We start from the raw sequence: 20,975 nt of genomic DNA on the forward strand, positions 1-20,975 counted from the left end.
GGGTCAAGCCCGGCAATGGCAAAGGTCGTGCTGAAACAAGCATCGTTCTGCTCGCGATCCCGGATCTGCGCCGCTGCCCTGCGTGCTGCAGCGTGGCCGGGGGGACCGAAAGGGGAAGCACAGGTGGAGATCGTGTCGAAAGCCGATGGCGGCAAGGCAGGCCCCCGAAGGCGCCTGGGGCAGGGCTGGACGACGGCGGCCCTGTTGACGCCGGCCTATGGCTGGCTGCTGCTGGCCGTCTTCCTGCCGCTTTGCGCCATGCTGTTCTTCAGCTTCCTGAAGAGTTCGCCGGTCCCGGGGCGGGCGCTGGTCTACACCGTCGACAACTACCTTGCCTTCATCAAGCGGCCCTATCTCTTCAACGTCGCCTGGACCTCGATCCAGATCGGCTTGTGGACCACGGGCCTGTGTGCACTGATCGGCCTTCCCGCCGCAATCGCTTTGGCGCGAGCGACGGCCGGGCGCTCGCGGCACATCCTGTTCCTCCTCATCATCCTGCCGTTCTGGACCAATGGGCTGGTGCGCGTGTTCTCCTGGACCATGGTGCTGAGGGAAGGGGGCATTCTCGATTATGCCCTGCACTGGATCGTGCCGGCGGCGCCCTCGGTGTCGCTTCTCTACAGCTTTCCGGCCATCATCATCGGCCTGGTCCATGCCTATCTGCCCTATATGATCCTGACCTGCTACCTCTCCGCCACGGCGATCGAAGACTCGACCATCGAGGCCGCCCGTAGCCTCGGTGCGCGCACACCGGTGGTATTCTGGAAGATCCTGCTGCCGCTCTGCATGCCCGGCCTGATTTCCGGATCGATCCTGATCTTCGTGCCTGTGATCGGCAGCTTCATGGAGCCTCGCATCCTGGGCGGGCGCATCGGCGTCACCATGGGCACCGTGATCGAGGACCAGTTCACCGCGGCCTTCAACTGGCCGCTGGGCGCGGCCCTGTCCTTCACCATGCTGGCAGTGGTGCTACTGATCTTCGCCGTCTCCTCGCGCGTGCTGCCCGGCCGCGCGGCAACGCCGTAGGAGGGGACCATGATCGCTCTCGGCCGTACCTTCCTCGCCGCCACCCTGATCTTCCTCTATCTGCCCATCGCGGTGATGGTGGCGATGGCCTTCAACGCCTCGCCCCTCTACACCTTGCCGATCGAGCCGACCTTCCACTGGTTCGGCGTGTTGGCCGAGAACGGGCCGCTGCTCTCGGCCACCTACAACAGCCTGCTGATTGCCCTGGCAACGTCGATCATCGCCACGGCCGTAGGTACGCTGGCCTCGCTTGCCCTCAACCGCCGCACTTTCCGGGGGCAGTCGCTGCTCAAGGTGCTGCTGCTGCCGCCGATCGCCATTCCCTGGCTGATCACCGGCACGGCCATGTTGGTGTTCTTCTTCTGGACGGGCATCGGGCGCGGCCTGCATGCCATGCTGATCGGCCATGTCGCCCTGGCCATCCCCTATGTCGTCCTGATCGTCGGCACCGGCATGCAGACATTGCGGGCCGATCTCGAGGAGGCGGCGATGAGTCTGGGATCGACGCCGATTCATGCCTTCTTTGCGGTGACGCTGCCTTTGCTGGCGCCGAGCATCATCGCGGCCCTGCTGTTCGCCTTCGCGGTTTCGCTGGACCAGTTCGTGGTCTCCTATTTCCTGGCCACACCAGGCGTCTCCACCTTGCCGGTCGAGATCTATACCTCGATCCGCAAGGGCTTCACGCCGGAGATCAATGCGATCTCCGCCATCTTCCTCGGCGTCTCGGCCGTTCTCGTGCTGATCTTCGCCCAATTGTCCAATCTGGGAGGCAGTCGTGATCGGCGTTGAAGTCGCTTCGATCAGCAAGGACTATGGGTCCCTGCGGGTGCTGGACAAGGTGAGCACCGCCTTCAAGGCGGGCGAGTTCACCAGCCTGCTCGGCCCTTCGGGCTCCGGCAAGACCACGCTGCTGCGCATCATCGGCGGCTTCGTCGACCCCGATGAGGGGCGCATCCTGTTCGGGGGCGAGGACGTCACCGGGGTCGCCCTATGGCAGCGCAAGATCGGCATGGTGTTCCAGTCCTATGCGTTGTTCCCGCATATGAGCGTTTTCGACAATGTCATCTTCGGGCTCAACCGCCAGGGCATCCGCGGCGAGGCGGCACGCAAGGAGGTGGCCCGGGTGCTGGAGATGGTTCATCTCACCGGCTTCGAGCAGCGCAAGCCCAAGCAGCTTTCGGGCGGCCAGCAGCAGCGCGTGGCGCTGGCCCGCGCCATCGTGACCAAGCCGAGGGTTCTCCTCCTGGACGAGCCACTGTCCGCGCTCGACAGGCGCCTGCGCCAGGACATGCAGATCGAACTGCGCCGCATCCAGCGCGAGAGCGGGCTCACCACCATTTTCGTTACCCATGACCAGGAGGAGGCGCTGACACTATCAGACACGGTGGCCATCCTCGATGGCGGGCGCATCGTGCAGGAGGGGGCACCGCTCGAGATCTATGAGCGCCCACGCACCCGTTTTGCCGCCTCCTTCCTGGGAGACGCCAATTTCTTCGAGGGCAGCGTGACCGGTGAGGGGATCGCGATCGGGAGCGGCGTCATTCGCACGGACGATGGGCTGCCGAGCCCCGGCAGCCAGGCCACGGCGGCGGTGCGACCCGAGAAAATGCGACTTCTCGCGCCCGGAGAAAGACCCGAGGGCGACAATGTCTTCGCCACGAGGATACGCGAGATCATCTATGCGGGCGCTGTCTCGACCTTCATCGCCGAAGGGCCTGGTGGCAGCGACATCAAGGTCCTGTCGCAGAACCGGGAGATCTCGTCGGTCTCGCCCGGGCAGGCCATCACGCTGGCCTGGTCGCCGGCCAACACCGTGCTGCTACAGGCCTGACATGCCGGTAAGCCTCAACATTCCTCTCGAACGCGCTTGGAACAGCTGGTCGTCGCGGCCGGCGGAAATGGTGTTCCTTCCGCTCGGCCTCCGGCTCACCCCGCTTGCCTTCGCGGCCAGCACGGGCAAGGCCTGCCTGTTCGAGCCGGGCGATGCCCTCGCGCTGGGGCGGCACGCCCTCGATGCCTCGCTGGTGGAGCTCCAACTCTCCCACGCCGGAACCACCCTCGACTGGCGTTACACCAAACCCGATCCCTTCAGCCTTACAGGCAGCTGGCATACGGCCAAGACCGGCGAATGGGGTTTGCGCTTCTGGATCAATCTCTGCCTCTCGTCGGATAACGGCGAGGAGGTTCGTTTCGACGAAACGCACGGCGCTGCCATCATCCGTGTCGGGCACCGCTTCGCGGCGCTCGTCAGCGAGGAACCAGCCGTGCAGGTGACCGGCCACGCTTGCCTCGCCGACGCGATGCAGGACTACGAAACGCACGGCTATTTCCATACCGCTTCCCGGGCCGAGGCGGCGCCGGTCCTCGTGCTGCGCTTCAACCTGGAAATGATGCGCGACAATCGCTTCGCACTCGCGATTGCCGACAGGCAGGATCTTGCGATCACCCAGGCGCGGGCCCTGCTGGCGCGGCCTGAGGTGGTGCCGCTCCAACCGGATGGCGAGCCCGCCGTCGCGCTGGCGGCGCTGCGCGACGTCGTCGCCTGGAACACGATCTGGGACGGCATCAACCAGCGCCCCTATACCGCCATCAGCCGCAACTGGGACCTTGGGAAATTCGGCGGCTTCGGCGTCTGGCTGAACGACCAGTTCTATGCTGCCCTGATGGCCGGCGAGCTCGATGCCGGCCTGGCGCGCGATAATCTCGCTGCCGTGTTTTCGGGCGCAACGCCGCAGGGCAATCTGCCCTGCCTGCTGACGGCGAATGATGCCTGGGTCGACCGCAGCCAAAGCCCCATCGGCGGCTTCGTGGTCTGGCAACTCTATCTGCGCCATCGCGCCCGAGACCTGATCGAGGGTGCCTATGCCACGCTGGCCCGCAATCATGCCTGGTGGTGGCGAGAACGCGATCCGGGCGGGACGGGCCTTGCCTCCTTCGGCACCTCGGATGTGGGCGAGGGCCTCTACAAGGGCACCCATTTCGGGGCCCGCAATGAATCGGCAATGGACAATTCGCCTGTCCACGATGAGGCCTGCTACGACAAAGTCACGCGCACGCTCGATAGCTGGGATGTCGGCCTCAACAGCCTGCTGGCCCTCGATGCCGAAATGCTCGCCTGGATGGCCGCGGAACTGGGGCATGAGACGGAGGCGGTCGCCCATTTCGCTCGCGCTGAAGCCACGAAAGCTCGTATTCGCGAGAGTTTATGGGATGGCGAGCGTGGCATCTTCGCCAATCGCCGGTGTGGTGGTGGCTTCGTGAAAAGCCTGGCGCCGACCAGTTTCTATCCTCTGATTGCCGGTGCGGCGACGCCCGAGCAGGTCGGCCGGTTGTGTGAGCATCTCGACGATCCGATGGCCTTTGGCGGTGACCCGGTCATCCCCGGCGTCAGCCGTGCGGATCCTGCCTTCGGCGACAATTCCTATTGGCGTGGCCGGATCTGGCCACCCTTCAACTATCTCGTCTATCACGGGCTGCGGCGCTACGGTCTCGACGACAGGGCCTCAGCTCTAGCCCAGCGCAGTTTCGCCCTGTTCCGCTCCGTCTGGGAAAGCTGCCGCATCTGCCCGGAAAACTACAATGCCGAGACGGGTGAGCCGCTCGACCAGCCCGACACCGAGCGCTTCTACAGCTGGGGGGCGCTGATGGCCAAGCTCGGCATCGCCGCGGTGACCGACGTCACGCCCTGGCATGGCTGGGAGATCGCCAATCCGGGTTCGGAGGGCGAGTTCGGGCCTTTCGCAAGCCCGATGGGACAGGTTCGCCTCGCTATTTCGCAGGGCCGCCTGAGCTTGATCCAGGGCGAGCGCACTCTGCTGGACACCGATGTCGCTGGCCGGATCTGCCAGCTCTCGATTGCTGCCGGTGCGATATCGTTGCGATTGCCGCCGCTGGAAAGAGCATGCTCCCTGCGCTTCCCGTATCTTCGTGCCGGGATGAAGCCTCAGGCGAGCCTCGACGGCGAGGTGGTTGCAACCACGGAGGAGGGTGGCCTCCGGGTTAGCCTTCCCGCGAGTGCCAAGGCGGTTGATTTCGAGCTGTGGTGGCGTGCGCCAATCAAGTCAATGCAGCCATGAGGCTGGAGGAGCCGTTCCTCGATAATTGAATCGAACGGATTGTCATCCCCGGCGGGGTCAAAGATCCCGGGAAGGGGATCCAGGGGCCAAGGGCTGTTCCCTTCGACTCCTGGATCCCCTTCCCTTCGCCCTCTCTCGCTGCGCTCGCGAGCGGCTCAGCCGGGGATGACGAATGCATTTTTTCGACATTGCCTCAGGCTGCCGAACTATCTTCCAAAGCCAGGAAGCCGCCGGACTGGCGTCGCCACAGCCTGGCATAGAGGCCGTCGCGTTCGATCAGATCCTCATGCCGCCCCTGTTCGACGATGCGGCCGCCATCGAGCACGATCAACCGGTCGAGTTCCGCGATCGTCGACAGACGATGGGCGATGGCCAGCACCGTCTTGTCATGCATCAGGCGGCGAAGCTGGCCCTGGATCGTTGCCTCTACCTCTGAATCGAGCGCGGAGGTCGCTTCGTCCAGTACCAGGATGGGCGCATCCTTGAGCAGCACGCGGGCGATGGTGATGCGCTGGCGCTGCCCGCCGGAGAGCTTCACGCCGCGCTCGCCCACGCGCGACTCATAGCCGGCGCGACCATCCTGGTCCCCGAGCGTGACGATGAAGTCATGTGCAGCGGCCTGCCTCGCCGCATCCTCGATGGCATCCTGGTTCGCTTCCATACGCCCATAGGCGATGTTGTCCTGGATGGAGCGATGCAGCAGCGAATTGTCCTGCGTCACCACGCCGATATGCCGGCGCAGGCTGTCCTGGGTGACGCCGGCAATGTCCTGCCCGTCGATCAGGATCCGACCCGATTGGATCGCATAGAGGCGCAGCAGCAGGTTGACGAGCGTCGACTTGCCAGCGCCGGACGGGCCGACGATGCCGACCTTCTCGCCGGCGCGAATGGTGAGCGAAAGATCCGAGAACACCGGCAGCGTTCCGCCATAGCCGAAACGGACATGCTCGAAGACGATTTCCCCGCGAGGCACCGAGAGTGTGGCGGCATCCGGGGCGTCGACGAGGTCATGCGGCTTGGCGATGGTGAGCATGCTTTCCTGCACGGCGCCGATATTCTCGAAGACGTCGCGGATCAGATACATCAACCAGCCCGAAAGCTGGATCAGCCGAAGCACCAAGGTGAGGGCCGCCGCGCCGGCGCCGGCCGTCATGCTCGCCTGGCTCCACAGCACGAGGATCATGCCGGCGATGACCACCAGCAGCAGGCTGTTGAGCACCTGCAGGACGAAGCTGGCGCCGAGGATCAGTCGCATCAGGTCGAGGAAGCTCTCGTTCCAGCGCTTGAGTGCTTCCTTGACCGCCGAGCGTTCGAGATCGGAACGGGCGAACAGCTTGACGGTGAGGATGTTGGTGTAGGAATCGACGATGCGGCCTGTCGTGGTTGAGCGGCCGAGGGAATTGGCTTCCGAGCGCTTCAGAGCGCGTGGCACGAAAAAGGAGAGCAGCGTGGCATAGGCTGCCAGCCAGACGAGGACGGGCAGCACCAGCCAGGCATCGACCGAGCCGAAAAAACCGATGGTGACCCCGGCAAAGACCAGGGCATACCAGAGGTCGCCGATCACCGCGATGATGGCCGAGCGGATCGATTGTCCGGCCTGGATCACGCGCGCCGATAGGCGCCCGGCGAAATCGTTCTGGAAATAGGTGAGCGAATGGCCGAGCGTGTAGATGTGGTTGCGCCAGCGGATCTGGTTGGTGAGTGGCGGTACCACGATCAGATTGGTGACGGCCTGGGTCACGAAAAACAGGACCGGCCGCAGGAACAGCACCACGAACAGGGCGCCGGTAAGCAATAGGCCATGATCCTGCAGCAGGGTCTGCCGCGATCCCTTGTTGAGCAGGTCCACGAACCAGCCGACCATCAGATAGATGCCGGCCTCCACGCCGCTGAAGGCCAGTTCGATCGCCATGATGGCGAGGAGCCAGCCCTTTACAGGCTTGAGGTGATGCCACATGAAACGCCACACCCCCGTGGGGGGCGTGTCATGCTCGTCGAAAGCGGCGAATACATCTATGCGGCTTTCGAAAAACCGGAATAAGCGCGCAAACATCGAAAATATGACCTTGAAACAATGTCGGAATCGCTTCGAGGCGACACCAAATCACCAGTTTCAGGTCAAATTACGAGTCGCGCCAGCCTTCTTGCTGTGGGGAGGGCCTCGTCATCCCGGACGCGATGCGGCGCGTAGTGCCGCTTCGCAGATCCGGGATCGCAAGAGGGTGGGGATGATTTATCCCCAAGGGGTCCCGTGTCTGCACCGCGACACTGCGTGTCGCAACGCGCACGGGACGACCAGCGCTTCCTGCCTCAGCCCACCAGGATGACCCGAAGGTCGTTGACGTTGGTAAAGGTCGGGCCGGGTGCGACGAGATCGCCGATGGCTTCGAAGAAGCCGGTCGAGTCGTTGTCGGCAAGATAGGTGGCCGGATCGATCCCGGCAGCGCGGGCTCGGGCGAGCGTGGTTTCGTCGATGATGGCGCCGGCCGGATCGGTGGCGAGACCACCGCCACCATCGGTGCCGTCCGTGTCGGCGGCGAGCGCGCTGATACCCGTTTCGCCGTCGAGGGCGAGGGCAAGGGCCAGGCTGAATTCCTGGTTCGGGCCACCGCGACCCTTGCCGGCGATGGTCACCGTCAACTCTCCACCGGAGATCAGGGCGGCTCGGCGGCCGGAGGCCTTCAGCGCGCGCGCCTGCCGGGCCTGGTCGGCGGCGACCTGCCGGGCCTCGCCCTCGACATTGGCGCCGAGCACGACCGGCTCGTAGCCATGCTGCTCGGCAAGGGCGGTCGCCGCCGCGATCAGGTCGCCGGGGGTGACGACGATGCGAAACTCGCTGCGGGCGAACACGGCGTCGCCCGGCTTGGGTGTCTCGTTGCCGGCATCCTCGAAGAGGGCGCGGGCGGCGCCGAGAGGCGTGTTGAAGCGTTCGGCAATGGCGAGGGCCTCGGCATTGCTGACGGGATCGGGCACGGTGGGGCCGGATCCGATCACGGCGGGATCGTCGCCCGGCACGTCCGAGACGGCAAGGGTGAGGAGACGAGCCGGGTAGGCGGCCTGGGCCAGGCGCCCACCCTTGATGCGCGACAGGCGTTTGCGCAGGGCGTTGATCTCGCCGATGGCGGCGCCGGAGCGCAGCAGATGGCGGGTGATGGCGCGCTTGTCGTCCAGGGTGAGGGCGCCGGCGGGTGCCACCCAGTTGGCGGAAGCGCCACCCGAGAGCAGGACCAGGACGAGGTCGTCCTCGCCCGCCTCGGCCGCCAAGGCGAGCGCACGCTCGGCGCCGTCGATGCTGCCCTGGTCCGGTACGGGGTGGCCGGCCTCGATCATCGGCAGAGTTTTGAGAGGGCGGCCATAGCCATGACGGGCCACCGCCACGCCGGTGATTCGGTCGGCCGGGATGCCGAGTGCGGTGTAATGGGCCTCGGCGATCTCAGCCATGCTGCCGGCTGCCTTGCCGGCAGCGAGTAGGATCAGACGTCCCGCGGTGGGCGGTGGCGGCAGGTGTTGTGGCAGGAAGGCTGCCGGATGGGACGCGGCGACCGCTCCCGTGAAAATGGCGTCGAGAGTCTGGCGGCGGGCATCGACACGGTCAGGCATTGCGGCTTCGGGCTCCCTCGCGGCAGGACGCGGATGAGAAAACGCGTCGTGCTCCATACTTGTTCTTGCGTCTACCTTCGCGATGTCTTGGCGGCGATGGCTTGCCATGTCCCTTAACCCATGGAGCCGCGGTGAAGCCAGCCCATTGGCGGTAAATTTAAAATCCGCCGGCGGTCAGGATCCCGGGCCGCCTCTTTCTCGAAAGCGGCGCACGCGCATATGGGTGCCGCAGGCCTCTTCCGAGCACCATTGCCGGCGCCCGCCGCGCGAGGTGTCGAGGAACAGCCAGCCGCAATTGATGCCATGGCATTCCCGCACATCCCGGCGTCCGTTGCGGCTGGTGAGCAGGTCGGCTGCGGCGAAGGCGATGCGATGGAGAATCGCGTCGAGATCCTCGCCCTCGCGCCATCCCCATTCGAAAGAGCCGGCGACCAGACGCAATTCGCGCTGATGGTTGGCGCTCCGCAGCACGCCATTGAGGCGAGCGCCATCCTCCTCGCGTGCCGCTTCGCCCATGGTTTCGGCGAGGAAGAGATTTCTCAACGTCGTGCGCAGGGCCCGGGCTCGCATCAACGCCGCGTCCGCCTCGGCCGGCTCAGTATCGGCCTGGTGCCGCAGGTGGGCCGAAAGGGCCGAATCGATGAGGTCGACACGTTCGGCCCAGGTGAGGAGGTCGTCATAGGAGACGAGCAGGTCCGGCCCCCATCGATCGCGCCACGCGTCGACCGTGTTGACGAAGTCCAAGGCCGGATGTCCGCCGACGAGGCGGGCGGCGGCAATGGTCTTGTTCTGGCTCATCTTCGCACTTTCCAGCGCCCAGGCTCGAAACTCAAGGGTGCATTGTAACGATTATAATGATATATAACCGTTACAACAAGTCGACGGAGGTTTCACCATGCCCAGCCGCACCACACTGCTGTTCCTGGTTCTTTGTGTGATCTGGGGAACCACCTGGATCGGCATCAAGGCTGGCGTGGAGGCGGTGCCGCCTTTGCTGTTCGCTGGAACCCGCTTCATCGCTGCCGGCGTGCTTCTGCTGGGATTCGCGACTTGGCGTGAAGGATTGCCGCGACTGGCATGGCAGGACCTGCCCCGCCTCGCGGCCACCAGCCTGCTGATGATCACGCTGTGTTACGCGGCGCTGTTTTGGGGCGTGGCGCACGTCGATTCGGGCACGGCGGCCGTGCTCGAAATGTCGCTGACCCCGATCGCGCTGATGGCCTTTGCGCTCGGACTGCGGGAAGAAAGCTTCGACAGGCGGCGTTTCGGTGCCCTGGTTCTCGGAGTGGTGGGACTGGCCATCCTGTTCGGGCCGACTGCGCTTCGAAACTGGTCCGTTACGGCGGGCGATGGCGCGGGGTTGCGTCTGGCAGGGGCGGCGGCGGTGTCATGGGCGGCCGTGGTCTATGGCTGGGGTTCGGTGGTCGCGCGTCCCTTGCTGCGGCTCTACTCCTCGACCTTCGTGGCCGCCAGCACCACTCTCTTCGGCGGCCTGCTGCTGCTGGGCCTGTCGCTCGCCAGCGAACCGGGGGCAATTCCTGCCCTGGCGGGACAATGGGGCGCAGCGGCCTGGGCGGGATGGCTGTTTCTCGTGCTGTTTGGCTCGCTGATCGGCTACACCATCTACATGACGCTTCTCAGGGAAATCGGCGCCACGCGGGCAGGAACCTATGCCTTCATCTCGCCCATCATCGCCGTGCTGCTCGGCATGGTGTGCTTCGGCGAACAGATTCACCTGCTCGACATGCTCGGCATGGCGGTGATGCTGGCAGGGGCTGGCTTGGCGATGGCCGAGCCCAAGCCAAAATCGCAGCTGAAACCCGCCACGAACTGAAGAGCCAGGGCGGACCTTTAGCTCGGACGTCTCGGATCGGAAAAGGTGTCAAAACAGGAAGTTGGAGCAAAGTGCAATTGGCGTAAATCGCACTTTGCTCCAGTCAAGGGCTTCGTCGGAGTCCCTGAGAAAGGTCAGGTCCGCCGATGGTGGCGATAATGCCGGCGCTGGTGATGGCGATGCCGATAGCCTTCACCGCCATGCTGGCGCAGCCAGCGCGGCCCGCGATGCACGCCCGGCATGCCATACCATTTGCAGCGGGCAGTGCGGGACGGGGCGTTGCAGGTCCGGTCCCTGACGGTCTGCACGAGCGAGGGATTGTCCGGCTGAGACACAGGCATGGCTGAGGAAGGCCCGGCGAGGGCAAAGGTGGCGCCTAGGGCGATGGCGGCGGCAATAAGAAATCTCATGGGCCTCTCCTGTCGAAATGAAACGAAAAACACGCATTTGATCGAAACGCTCGATTGAACGCATGGGCAGGGAGAAAGTTCCGCATGGGATGACGATGTATATCGAGGCAGGCCCGCAAATTGATCCATTGCATCGCCCCTTAAAACAGGGCGATGAATACAGCTATCGGGCGATGGACTTGCGGAGTTTGAATGGTGGGCGCGACAGGGATTGAACCTGTGACCCCTCCCGTGTGAAGGGAGTGCTCTCCCGCTGAGCTACGCGCCCCCGAAGGGAAGGCCTATTTGGATAAAGCCGGCTGCGCTGTCAAGCCGGTAATCGCATCGATCGCAGAAATCAGTTCATCGAAGTGAGAAATGACGCGTGTTGCCCCCAATTGGGTGGCAGGAATGTCGGTATAGCCGAAATCCACGCAGACCGAGGGCAGGCCGGCACGCAGCGCCGTATCGATGTCGGTCTTGCTGTCGCCCACCATGATGGCGTGGGCGGGATCACCGCCGGCAGCTTCGATCGAGAGAGTGAGATGGCGCGGATCGGGCTTGAACCAGGCAAAGGCGTCGCGCCCGCAAATCGCGCTGAAATAGGGGGCCAGCTTCAAGGCTTCGATCAGGCGCACCGAATGTTCGGTGACCTTGTTGGTGCACACGCCGAGCACCCAGCCTCGTGCCTTGAGCGTTTGCAAGGCTTCTTCGACACCGTCGAAGGCCACCGTCTCATCGGCCAGATGCTCGCCGTAATAGTCGAGGAAGTCGCCATAGAGCACATCCATGCGGGCGGGTTCGATGGTCTGGCCGCATTCGGCAAAACCGCGTTCCAGCAGGGCACGGGCACCGGCGCCCAAGAGGCTATGCGCTTTTTCGACCGGCAGGGCGGGCAGCCCTTCGCGGGCCAGGATGAAGTTCAGCGTTCCCATCAGATCGCGGGCACTGTCCACCAATGTTCCGTCGAGATCGAAGATCGCTGTCCGCGGCTGCATCATGCTGTTCTTTCCGGCTTGGTCTGGAAAATGCCATGTCTGGGTGGCAAGCGGAGATTCGAAAATTCACGATTCGAGATAGGACCCTATCGTCGATATGAATGTAACCGGCTTCGATCACGCCTGACTAGGGCGTGTGACACGACGCCCCAGGCATTCGGGACGATGTGCTCCGCCGAGGAAACGATGAGCCAGTCATCATGAAGAGTTCGCTAGGCCTTGCTGCCCTTCTTCTCACCGCCGGTCCCGCGCTTGCCGCCGACTATGTCTTCGTCGCGGCGCCGCAAAAGGACCTCAACCGGATCTACCGGGTCGACCGGCTGACCGGCGAGGTGGGAGCCTGCCAATATGGCGTCAAGGAGGACAACACCGGTGTCACCCTTTGTTTTCCGGCCGGTGAAGGGGCCGGCAAGCAGGAGCCCGGCGACTACACGCTGATCGCCTCCAGCCATGAGCGCGAGAGTTCGGTGTTCCGGGTTGAGCAGCGTACCGGCACGATGAGCGTGTGCTATGTCTGGAAGGATCAGGTCATCTGCACGCCGCCGGGTAAATAGGCAAAGGCTGCAATCGGCGCATGGCCGGCTCACTTGGTAGAAGGGGTGGGGCCGATTTTCCTTGTGTCTAGCCCCTTGCTTCTCAAACTTAACTGATGCAATCGGCAGCAAAGCCGTTATAACCCCCACCCGATAACCCGAACAGCACAAGGTTGCCATGAACCCTGACGACATGAAGCGCGAAGCAGCCCGAGCCGCGCTCGCCCATGTCGAAAGTGGCATGCGGCTGGGCCTGGGCCATGGCTCGACGGCCAAGCATTTCGTCGACCTGCTGGGCGAGAAGGTACGCGACGGGCTTGATGTCATTTGTGTGCCGGCATCCGAATTCACCCACGATCAGGCCAAGAGCCTCGGCATTCCCCTGACCACGCTCGACGAGACGCCCGAACTCGATCTGGCCGTCGATGGGGCTGACGAGATCGGTCCGGCTCTCGGGCTGATCAAGGGCGGTGGCGGCGCGTTGCTGCGCGAGAAGATCGTCGCCGCGGCGGCGGCTTCGATGCTGGTGATCGCCGACGAATCCAAGGTCGTCCCGATGCTCGGGCGCTTTCCGCTGCCGGTCGAGGTCATTCCCTTCGGTTTCGGCGCAACCCGGGCGGCAGTCGAGCATATTGCCGCAAAACTTGGACTTTCCGGTGAATTGCGCCTGCGTCAGCAGTCCGATGGCCTTGTTTTCGTCACGGATGGCGGGCACCACATTCTTGATTGCCACTTTCAACAGATCCCCGATCCCGTTGCCTTGGCGGCGGGCCTGTCCACCATTCCCGGTGTCGTCGAACACGGACTGTTTCTCGGATATGCCAAGGGCGCTTACGTCGCCGGCTCTTCGGGAGTCCGCTTCATCGGGCCAGCCTGATTTGTGATGGGAGTTCCATGATGCTTCGTCAACGCCATGTTTGTGGGCAGGTCCGCGTCTTGGCCGCCGCCATGGTCGCCGGACTGCTTGCAAGCGCTGCTGTGCTGCCGGCTTCGGCGCAAAATGCCACGCCGGCGCCTACGGCCGAGGTGCCCACGGGCAATACCGCCCAGCCCACGCCCGAGCAATTGGCGACGGCCGTGCAGTTTCTGAAGGCTTCCGGCCTCACCGTCGGTTTCGACGACATCATTCCGCAATATCTGCAGCAGGCGACCGCCATCTATGCCGGCCAGCGTCCCGAGCTCAGCCAGATCATCAACGAGGCCGCGATCTCGCTGGTACCCGAATTCATGAAGAGGCGGGGCGAGCTCGATAACAGCCTCGCCAAGTTCTACACCACGCGTTTCAGCGAGGACGAGCTCAAGCAGCTGATCACTTTCTATGAGAGCCCGGTCGGCAAGAAGCTCGCTACCCAGCAGCAGGTCATCCTGCGCGACTCGATGCCGGTGGTGCAGGGCTGGACGCGCGATCTGCAGGACGGGGTGATGAAGCGGGTGCGCGAAGAGGTGGAGAAGAAGGGCGGCAAGCTCGGCCCGTCGCCGACCGACGCGCCCGGTGATGCGCCGGCCGCAGCCGATAAGCCCGCTGCACCGGCCCAATAAATCCGAATATCAGCATTGTCGGGAAGCGGGATTGATCACATCAGTCCCGCTTCTTACGTTCAGGCCTCCTTCGAACGCTCCGTAGGCCTTTACCAGCCGGCTGGGCACGAAGGGGGCGATTTGCCGGAATCGGCAAGAATCGCAAAGACGCTGTGGCCAATCCGCTGGTTTGGCTGGAAACGACGAGTTCGAGCAGGCGGTGTTCGGCGTGAACGCGCTTTGCTCCGGAAATCAGGCGGGTACCATGTCGCAATTCGACTTTGATCTGTTCGTGATCGGCGCCGGATCCGGCGGTGTGCGTGCGGCCCGTATCGCGGCCTCCCACGGTGCCAGGGTCGCTGTCGCCGAAGAGTTCAGGGTCGGCGGCACTTGCGTGATCCGCGGCTGCGTACCCAAGAAGCTCTATGTGCTGGCGAGCCGCTTCGCCGACGAGTTCCGCGAGGCGGCCGGCTTTGGCTGGACGGTACCCCAGGCCGAATTTTCCTGGCCCAAGCTCGTCGCCGCCAAGGAAGCCGAGATCACCCGGCTGGAGCGCGCTTATTCGGCCAATCTGGAAAAATCCTCGGTCGCGACCTTCCCGAGCCGCGCCAAGATCACCGGGCCGCATACCATCCAGCTCGATGGCGGACGCAGCTTCACCGCCGGCCGGATCCTGATCGCGACTGGCGGAGCACCGGTCAAGCCGAACGTGCCGGGCGCGGATCTTGCCATCACCTCCAACGAAGTCTTCGACCTGCCGGCCCTGCCTGAGACGATAATCATCGTCGGTGGCGGCTACATCGCGGTCGAGTTCGCCTGCCTGCTGCAGCGTCTCGGCGTGAAGGTGACCCTGGTCTATCGCGGCGAGGCGATCCTGCGTGGCTTTGACGACGACGTCCGCCGGGTACTGACGGAGGCGATGGGCGCAGCCGGCATCGAGGTCCTGATCCGCACCGATCTCAATCGTATCGAGGCGGACAAGGCTGGCGGGCGGCGGGTTGTTCTCACCAACGGCCAGACGCGTCATGTCGGCGAGATCATGGTGGCGACCGGGCGCAGGCCCAATACCGCGGGGCTCGGTCTCGAAACGGTGGGGGTCGAGGTCAATACCGCCGGCGCCATCGCGGTCGACGACCAGTCGCGCACCACAGCGCCGGGAATCTGGGCGGTGGGTGACGTCACCAACCGCATCAATCTTACCCCCGTCGCCATTCGCGAAGGCCATGCCTTTGCCGATAGCGTCTTCGGCCATAAGCCCTGGCTCGCCGACCATCGCCTTGTGCCGACGGCCGTGTTCTCGACCCCGGAAATCGGTACTGTCGGGTTGAGCGAGGATGAGGCGCGTGCCAAATGCGGAGGCGGTGTCACCATCTTCCAGACCTCGTTCCGCTCCATGAAGGCCACCCTGTCGGGCAGCGGCGATCGCGTCTTCATGAAACTGGTGGTCGACAAGGTGACCGACAAAATTCTCGGCGTGCATATCGTGGGCGAGGGGGCTGCCGAAATGGCCCAACTGCTGGCGATCAGTGTCAAGATGGGCGCGACAAAGGCTGATTTCGATGCCACCATGCCGCTGCATCCGAGCGCGGCCGAGGAATTGGTGACGCTGCGCACCCCCGTCCGCTAAGCTGGTCTTTACCAAAGCAAAGCGCATTTTGGCGAAAACGCACTTTTGCTCTGGCTCTTTGTTTCGACGCGTCTTTGCGATTCGTGGCAACTCCGTTAAATCGCGAGAACGCTTTGCCCGGTTGCAGGTTGCCGGCCCTGCTCTGTGGCGGGACCTGACCCAAGGCCAGTCGCATACGGGCGGTAGGGCAGGCGGTTCGGGGAGGGCATGATGCGGGCTCCTTTGGCAATGTTCGGCGTGGTGACGGCCAGCATGATTCTGCTGGCGAACACGGCTTCGGCACTCAATCTCACCCCGCCCCATGGGCGGCATGTTTCTCCCTTGCGCGTTGTGCCCGCCCAACCCCAGTCGGAAGAGGCCATCACCGATTGCGATCGCCTGGCCACCAGTCCCGAAGACAGCCAGAAACTGGTGGATGGCGTCGCCATGGAGACGCTCGACGGCACATTGGCCCTGGCACGTTGCCAGGAGGCCGTCAGCCGCTATCCTGCTGTTGCGCGCTTTCAGTTCCAGCTCGGCCGGGCCCAGGAAAAGCTCGGCAACGACCAGGCTGCTCTCGATGCCTATCGCAAGGCGGCCGATCTCGGCAGCCTGATCGCCGCCTTCTCGGCGGGCGTGCGCGAGCGCGATGGCGTCGGCACTCCGAGCAATGACGCCGAGGCAAACCGCCTGTTCAAGCTGTGCGCCGACAAGGGCGATGCCGATTGCCTCAACTCCCTGGCCTATCAATATCAGGTCGGGCGCGGCGTGAAGGTGGATCCGGTTGAAGCCCTGGCACTCTACAAGAAAGCGGCGGAGGCGGGGCTGGCCACCGCCAATGTCAATCTGGGCTTTCTCTATCGGGACGGCGAGGGCGTCACGCAGGATTTCGCCGAGGCCGCCCGGCAGTTCCAGGCGGCGGCCGACAAGGGCGACCCGGCTGGCGCACGCAATCTCGCTTTGGCTTATCAGAGCGGGCAGGGCGTGCCGAAGGACGGCGCCAAGGCGGTGGCGCTGTTCCAGGCAGCCGCCGACCAGGGTGACGACGATGCTCTGGTGAAAATCGCCTATGCCTATCTTAGCGGCGACGGGGTACCCAAGGATGACGCCAAGTCGGTGACCTATTACCGGCTCGCCGCCGATCGCGGCAATACAGACGGCATGGCGGGCCTTGCCTTTGCCTATGCCAATGGCACGGGCATTCCGGCCGACGGCAAGGCGGCGGCGTTGTGGCTGATGCGGGCGCTCGCTGCCGGCAACGAATACAGCTTCAACCAGCTCACCGATCATTGGGGCGCCTGGAATCTGGATACCCGCATGGAGGTACAGTCGATCCTGGTCGATCGCGGCCTCTACAGCGGCACGACCAGGGGCACGCTCAATCGGGAGACCTTGAAAGCACTCAAGATCCTGGCGGGGCGGGAGAGTTGAGGGTAGGGCTTCCCGAGAAAAGCCGATCTCGACGCGGCTTGGTATCGGACACGCCCTGCGATTTGTCGGAAACTGCCGAAATTTGCTCGAAGATTTCGTAAATGGAACTGAAAACCGCGGCTTTACGCTGGTTTTCTATTTGCCGGGCGCGTATAGAACCGGCCTTCGCCGGAAAACGCCGGCCTCGTGAAAGTATCGTAGTCGTGCAGGGCGGCTATAGCCGGTTCGCCCTGAGAACAGGAAGTATACTCATGTCCGAGCGTTGGACACCGCAGAGCTGGCGTTCCAGGCCGATTCAGCAGTCGCCTGCCTATCCCGACGAAAAGGCTCTCAACGACGTCGAGGCCACGCTCGCCACCTTCCCGCCGCTCGTCTTTGCCGGCGAGGCCCGCAAGCTCAAGCGCCAGCTCGCCAAGGTTGCGGCCGGCGAGGCCTTCCTGCTCCAGGGGGGCGACTGTGCCGAGAGCTTCGCCGAGCACGGCGCCGACAACATCCGCGACTTCTTCCGCGTCTTCCTGCAGATGGCGGTGGTGCTCACCTTTGCCGGCTCCTCGCCAGTGGTGAAGGTCGGCCGCATCGCCGGCCAGTTCGCCAAGCCGCGCTCGGCGCCCACCGAAAAGGTCGGCGAGATCGAGCTGCCCGTTTATCGCGGCGACATCGTCAACGGCACCGAATTCACGGCCGAGGCCCGCATTCCAGATCCGCGCCGCCAGCTCGAGGCCTATCGCCAGTCGGCGGCGACGCTGAACCTGCTGCGTGCCTTCGCCACCGGCGGCTATGCCAATCTCGCCCATGTGCATCAATGGATGCTCGGCTTCGTCAAGGACTCGCCGCAGAGTTCGAAATATCAGGCGCTGGCCGAGCGCATCACCGAGACGCTCGACTTCATGCGCGCCTGCGGCATCGATCCGGAGCTTCATCCGGAGATGCGCATCACCGATTTCTATACCAGCCACGAGGCCTTGCTGCTCGGCTATGAGCAGGCGATGACGCGCATCGATTCCACCTCGGGTGATCCCTACGCGACTTCGGGCCACTTCGTCTGGATCGGCGATCGCACGCGCCAGCTCGACCACGCGCACATCGAGTTCTTCCGTGGAGTCAAGAATCCGATCGGCCTGAAATGCGGCCCTTCGCTCAAGCCCGACGAACTGATCAAGCTGATCGACATCCTCAACCCCGAAAACGAGCCGGGCCGCCTGACCCTGATCGCGCGCTTCGGTCACGACAAGGTCGAGCAGCATCTGCCGGAGCTCATCCGCGCCGTGAAGCGCGAGGGCCGTTCGGTGGTGTGGTCCTGCGACCCCATGCATGGCAACACGGTGAAGGCGATGAACGGCTACAAGACCCGGCCGTTCGACCAGATCACCGGCGAGATCAAGAGCTTCTTTGCCGTGCACCAGGCCGAGGGCACCTATGCCGGCGGCCTGCATCTTGAGATGACCGGCAAGAATGTCACCGAATGCACCGGCGGCGCCCGCGCCGTGAGCGAGGCCGATCTCGCCGACCGCTACCACACCCATTGCGATCCGCGCCTCAATGCCGAACAGGCCATCGAGGTTGCCTTCATGGTGGCGGATCTCGTCAAGAAGGAACGCTCAGGCCAGGTGAAGCCGAGCATCATCGCGGCCGAGTAAGGCGAGGACGCCGGGCCTCTTCCCAGGCAGACATGTTTGCCTGGGATCCCAGAAAAGCGGCATCTTCAACGAGCGGTGATTCCGCGGATTTTCCTTCGACGCTGCATGTCGATGCGATCGATGCATCACAGGCGTGGGCCATGGTTGCCGTTCCCGAAGGCAACCATGGATCGCCATGCTCTCCCGACGCCATTTCCTGCTCAAGGCAGGTCTCGCAACGCCGTTCCTCTTCGGCGGCTACGCTTTTGGCGTCGAGCCTCAACGCCTGGTGGTTACCCGCTATCGGGTCGTGCCGGAGGGCTGGCCTGCCGGATCGATGCTCAGGATCGCCGTGCTGGCGGATATCCATGCCATCAATCCGTGGATGAGTTCCTCTCATATCGAGCGGATTGCGCGGGCGACCAACGCACTCGATCCGGACATCGTGCTGCTGGCCGGTGACTACGAGGCCAGCATGCCGCTCTTTGGCATCGGCTCCTATGTCTCTATGGAGGACTGCGCCAAGGCGCTCTCGCTGCTTCGAGCGCCTTTGGGTGTGCATGCCGTGCTCGGCAATCATGATCTGGGGCGGAGGGGCAGGGGCGGCGACAACGTTCGGCGCGCTTTCGCCGCTTTCGACATTCCCGTGCTGGAGAATGAGGCGGTCAGGTTGGAAAAGGGTGGCGTGGGCTTCTGGCTGCTCGGCCTGGGCGACCAATGGGGCGGAATCCATCTCAGGAGGCTTGACGATCTGCCGGGCACCCTGGCCCAAATGAGCGATGGCTCGCCGGCGATCCTCCTGGCCCATGAGCCGGACATCTTTGCCGAACTGCCGATGCTCGACCGCGGACGCCGTGTTGCCCTCACCATCTGCGGGCACACCCATGGCGGGCAGGTTCGCATCCCCTTCTATGGCCCGCGAGGCGTGCCGTCACGCTATGGCAGGCGCTTTGTCTACGGCCATATCGTCGAGGACGATCGTCATCTCGTCGTCTCCGGTGGCTTGGGCATGACCGGCCTGCCGGTACGCTTCGGCGTGCCGCCGGAGATCGTGATGATCACGCTGGGGGCAGGAGGTTCACCAGCAGCATAGCACTACGGTCGGAATCTTGATTTCCAGGCGATCTTCCTACGTCATTGCGAGCGAAGCGAAGCAATCCAGGGGTCGAGAAACATGGCAATCGCGGCTTCTGGATTGCTTCGCTACGCTCGCAACGACAGCCGAGTAACGAGTTTATGACTGTAGTCATAGGCCCGTACTTCGCTCGTCACACCCACGACGAATGCGCCTTCTTTCCATCGCTTCTGCATATCGCTGCTGCTGCAGCGCCACAAAGAGGCGTCAGTATGTGCCCGCTCGTTGAAATACGCCACGGTTCCGCATGCTCTCCCGACGCCATTTCCTCCTCAAGGCCGGCCTCGCTACGCCTCTTTTGTTCGGCGGCTATGCCTTCGGCGTCGAGCCGCGGCGACTATTGGCGACGCAGTACCAGCCCGCGCCGCGCCAATGGAGGGGCGGCCCGACGCTGCGCATTGCCGTGCTCGCCGACATCCACGCCATCAATCCCTGGATGACGCCCGCCCATATCGAGCAGATCGCGTTGACGACCAACGCCCTGAAGCCCGACATCGTGCTGCTGGCAGGCGACTATGAGGCCGGCATGGGGCGCTTCGGTGTCGGTTCCTTCGTGCCGATGTCGGAGTGCGCCAGGGCGCTTTCCGTCCTTCGCGCGCCGCTCGGCGTGCATGCCGTGCTCGGCAATCACGATATCGGCTGGCATGACGGCGACAATGTCCGCCGTGCCTTCAAGGCCCATGGCATTCAGCTGATGGAGAATGCGGCGTTGCGCCTCACCAAGGATGGGCGGCCGTTCTGGCTGCTCGGCCTGGGTGACGGCAATTACGGCCTGGATGATCTGCCGGGCACTCTCGCCAAAATCGGCGACGACGCACCGGCGATCCTGCTGGCGCATGAACCGGATATCTTCGTCGATGTGCCCGATCGCATCGCGCTGACGGTCTGCGGCCATACCCATGGCGGACAGGTGGTCCTGCCCGGTGTCGGGGTGCTTCATGTTCCCTCGCGCTTCGGCAAGCGATTTGCCTATGGCCATGTCATCGAGGAGGATCGCCACCTCATCGTCTCGGGGGGGCTCGGCATGACCGGCCTGCCGGTACGCTTCGGCGTGCCGCCCGAGATCGTGCTGATCACGCTAAAGCGTTTTGCGATTTGACGTTATCGGCAAGAATCGCAAAGACGCGTCGAAACAAAGAGCTAGAGCAAACGGGCGTTCGTGCGCGAACGCGCTTTGCTCTAGGGGCAGGGGCGGCGCCGGCAGTCTAATCTG

Annotated in this window: 18 protein-coding genes and 1 tRNA gene; 13 read left to right on the plus strand and 6 right to left on the minus strand. The window is 64.0% G+C overall.

Annotation, left to right across the window (positions count from 1 at the left end; all coding sequences use genetic code 11):
- Positions 1-258: 258 nt before the first annotated feature.
- The 4 genes from ACZYTC_RS04575 to ACZYTC_RS04590 are packed head-to-tail and all read left to right on the plus strand — an operon-like array spanning position 259 to position 5,102.
- On the plus strand, positions 259-1,026 hold the full coding sequence (locus tag ACZYTC_RS04575; protein ID WP_434959665.1) for an ABC transporter permease: 768 nt from the start codon (positions 259-261) through the stop codon (positions 1,024-1,026).
- 9 nt (positions 1,027-1,035) lie between these two features.
- Complete coding sequence (locus tag ACZYTC_RS04580; protein WP_441771938.1) at positions 1,036-1,815, plus strand: ABC transporter permease; 780 nt, start codon at positions 1,036-1,038, stop codon at positions 1,813-1,815.
- Positions 1,802-2,857 carry an ABC transporter ATP-binding protein gene (locus ACZYTC_RS04585; protein ID WP_441771937.1) on the plus strand — a complete coding sequence of 352 codons (1,056 nt, stop codon included), beginning with the start codon at positions 1,802-1,804 and terminating at the stop codon, positions 2,855-2,857. The genes ACZYTC_RS04580 and ACZYTC_RS04585 overlap by 14 nt, the downstream gene beginning before the upstream one ends.
- A gap of 1 nt (position 2,858) precedes the next feature.
- Positions 2,859-5,102, plus strand: coding sequence for an MGH1-like glycoside hydrolase domain-containing protein (locus tag ACZYTC_RS04590; RefSeq protein WP_488989016.1), 2,244 nt, complete (start codon positions 2,859-2,861; stop codon positions 5,100-5,102).
- A gap of 193 nt (positions 5,103-5,295) precedes the next feature.
- On the opposite strand, the gene ACZYTC_RS04595 is transcribed toward ACZYTC_RS04590, so the two are convergent.
- From ACZYTC_RS04595 to ACZYTC_RS04605, 3 genes are all read right to left on the minus strand, one after another.
- On the minus strand, positions 5,296-7,155 hold the full coding sequence (locus ACZYTC_RS04595) for an ABC transporter ATP-binding protein (RefSeq protein WP_488989017.1): 1,860 nt from the start codon (positions 7,153-7,155) through the stop codon (positions 5,296-5,298).
- A 257-nt stretch (positions 7,156-7,412) separates the two neighbouring features.
- The gene (locus ACZYTC_RS04600) at positions 7,413-8,702 is read right to left on the minus strand and encodes a glycerate kinase type-2 family protein (protein WP_488989018.1); all 1,290 of its coding nucleotides are present in this window, start codon (positions 8,700-8,702) and stop codon (positions 7,413-7,415) included.
- Between the two features lie 174 nt (positions 8,703-8,876).
- Complete coding sequence (locus ACZYTC_RS04605) at positions 8,877-9,500, minus strand: CGNR zinc finger domain-containing protein (RefSeq protein ID WP_488989019.1); 624 nt, start codon at positions 9,498-9,500, stop codon at positions 8,877-8,879.
- A 97-nt stretch (positions 9,501-9,597) separates the two neighbouring features.
- Between ACZYTC_RS04605 and ACZYTC_RS04610 the strand changes: the two genes are divergently transcribed.
- Complete coding sequence (locus tag ACZYTC_RS04610; protein ID WP_488989020.1) at positions 9,598-10,536, plus strand: DMT family transporter; 939 nt, start codon at positions 9,598-9,600, stop codon at positions 10,534-10,536.
- 134 nt (positions 10,537-10,670) lie between these two features.
- On the opposite strand, the gene ACZYTC_RS04615 is transcribed toward ACZYTC_RS04610, so the two are convergent.
- From ACZYTC_RS04615 to ACZYTC_RS04625, 3 genes are all read right to left on the minus strand, one after another.
- Complete coding sequence (locus ACZYTC_RS04615) at positions 10,671-10,946, minus strand: hypothetical protein (RefSeq protein WP_434957182.1); 276 nt, start codon at positions 10,944-10,946, stop codon at positions 10,671-10,673.
- Positions 10,947-11,139: 193 nt separating this feature from the next.
- Positions 11,140-11,214, minus strand: a tRNA-Val gene (locus tag ACZYTC_RS04620).
- Between the two features lie 13 nt (positions 11,215-11,227).
- On the minus strand, positions 11,228-11,926 hold the full coding sequence (locus ACZYTC_RS04625) for an HAD family hydrolase (protein ID WP_434957181.1): 699 nt from the start codon (positions 11,924-11,926) through the stop codon (positions 11,228-11,230).
- Between the two features lie 197 nt (positions 11,927-12,123).
- On the opposite strand from ACZYTC_RS04625, the gene ACZYTC_RS04630 reads away from it, so the two are divergent.
- From ACZYTC_RS04630 to ACZYTC_RS04665, 8 genes are all read left to right on the plus strand, one after another.
- Entirely contained in the window at positions 12,124-12,477 is a 354-nt protein-coding gene (locus tag ACZYTC_RS04630) for a hypothetical protein (RefSeq protein WP_434957180.1), read from the plus strand.
- Positions 12,478-12,634: 157 nt separating this feature from the next.
- Positions 12,635-13,333, plus strand: a complete 699-nt coding sequence (rpiA, locus tag ACZYTC_RS04635; protein ID WP_454814680.1) for a ribose-5-phosphate isomerase RpiA — start codon at positions 12,635-12,637, stop codon at positions 13,331-13,333.
- 17 nt (positions 13,334-13,350) lie between these two features.
- Positions 13,351-13,995: a DUF2059 domain-containing protein gene (locus ACZYTC_RS04640; RefSeq protein WP_434957178.1), complete on the plus strand. Its 645-nt coding sequence runs from the start codon at positions 13,351-13,353 to the stop codon at positions 13,993-13,995.
- A gap of 244 nt (positions 13,996-14,239) precedes the next feature.
- The gene (gene gor / locus ACZYTC_RS04645; protein WP_488989021.1) at positions 14,240-15,601 is read left to right on the plus strand and encodes a glutathione-disulfide reductase; all 1,362 of its coding nucleotides are present in this window, start codon (positions 14,240-14,242) and stop codon (positions 15,599-15,601) included.
- 207 nt (positions 15,602-15,808) lie between these two features.
- Entirely contained in the window at positions 15,809-17,011 is a 1,203-nt protein-coding gene (locus ACZYTC_RS04650) for a tetratricopeptide repeat protein (RefSeq protein ID WP_488989022.1), read from the plus strand.
- A gap of 251 nt (positions 17,012-17,262) precedes the next feature.
- Positions 17,263-18,648, plus strand: coding sequence for a class II 3-deoxy-7-phosphoheptulonate synthase (locus tag ACZYTC_RS04655; protein WP_434957175.1), 1,386 nt, complete (start codon positions 17,263-17,265; stop codon positions 18,646-18,648).
- 175 nt (positions 18,649-18,823) lie between these two features.
- Positions 18,824-19,720 carry a metallophosphoesterase gene (locus tag ACZYTC_RS04660; protein ID WP_488989023.1) on the plus strand — a complete coding sequence of 299 codons (897 nt, stop codon included), beginning with the start codon at positions 18,824-18,826 and terminating at the stop codon, positions 19,718-19,720.
- A 289-nt stretch (positions 19,721-20,009) separates the two neighbouring features.
- Positions 20,010-20,861 carry a metallophosphoesterase gene (locus ACZYTC_RS04665; protein ID WP_488989024.1) on the plus strand — a complete coding sequence of 284 codons (852 nt, stop codon included), beginning with the start codon at positions 20,010-20,012 and terminating at the stop codon, positions 20,859-20,861.
- Positions 20,862-20,975 lie beyond the last annotated feature (114 nt).

This window comes from Labrys sp. F242 (assembly GCF_057813875.1).

Bases quoted from the DNA above. Each gene is read 5' to 3' on its own strand.
- ACZYTC_RS04575 (WP_434959665.1), top strand. From the start codon at position 259: ATGCTGTTCTTCAGCTTCCTGAAGAGTTCGCCGGTCCCGGGGCGGGCG.
- ACZYTC_RS04580 (WP_441771938.1), top strand. From the start codon at position 1,036: ATGATCGCTCTCGGCCGTACCTTCCTCGCCGCCACCCTGATCTTCCTC.
- ACZYTC_RS04590 (WP_488989016.1), top strand. From the start codon at position 2,859: ATGCCGGTAAGCCTCAACATTCCTCTCGAACGCGCTTGGAACAGCTGG.
- ACZYTC_RS04595 (WP_488989017.1), bottom strand. From the start codon at position 7,155: ATGTTTGCGCGCTTATTCCGGTTTTTCGAAAGCCGCATAGATGTATTC.
- ACZYTC_RS04600 (WP_488989018.1), bottom strand. From the start codon at position 8,702: ATGCCTGACCGTGTCGATGCCCGCCGCCAGACTCTCGACGCCATTTTC.
- ACZYTC_RS04605 (WP_488989019.1), bottom strand. From the start codon at position 9,500: ATGAGCCAGAACAAGACCATTGCCGCCGCCCGCCTCGTCGGCGGACAT.
- ACZYTC_RS04610 (WP_488989020.1), top strand. From the start codon at position 9,598: ATGCCCAGCCGCACCACACTGCTGTTCCTGGTTCTTTGTGTGATCTGG.
- ACZYTC_RS04615 (WP_434957182.1), bottom strand. From the start codon at position 10,946: ATGAGATTTCTTATTGCCGCCGCCATCGCCCTAGGCGCCACCTTTGCC.
- ACZYTC_RS04625 (WP_434957181.1), bottom strand. From the start codon at position 11,926: ATGATGCAGCCGCGGACAGCGATCTTCGATCTCGACGGAACATTGGTG.
- ACZYTC_RS04630 (WP_434957180.1), top strand. From the start codon at position 12,124: ATGAAGAGTTCGCTAGGCCTTGCTGCCCTTCTTCTCACCGCCGGTCCC.
- rpiA (WP_454814680.1), top strand. From the start codon at position 12,635: ATGAACCCTGACGACATGAAGCGCGAAGCAGCCCGAGCCGCGCTCGCC.
- ACZYTC_RS04640 (WP_434957178.1), top strand. From the start codon at position 13,351: ATGATGCTTCGTCAACGCCATGTTTGTGGGCAGGTCCGCGTCTTGGCC.
- gor (WP_488989021.1), top strand. From the start codon at position 14,240: ATGTCGCAATTCGACTTTGATCTGTTCGTGATCGGCGCCGGATCCGGC.
- ACZYTC_RS04650 (WP_488989022.1), top strand. From the start codon at position 15,809: ATGATGCGGGCTCCTTTGGCAATGTTCGGCGTGGTGACGGCCAGCATG.
- ACZYTC_RS04655 (WP_434957175.1), top strand. From the start codon at position 17,263: ATGTCCGAGCGTTGGACACCGCAGAGCTGGCGTTCCAGGCCGATTCAG.
- ACZYTC_RS04660 (WP_488989023.1), top strand. From the start codon at position 18,824: ATGCTCTCCCGACGCCATTTCCTGCTCAAGGCAGGTCTCGCAACGCCG.
- ACZYTC_RS04665 (WP_488989024.1), top strand. From the start codon at position 20,010: ATGCTCTCCCGACGCCATTTCCTCCTCAAGGCCGGCCTCGCTACGCCT.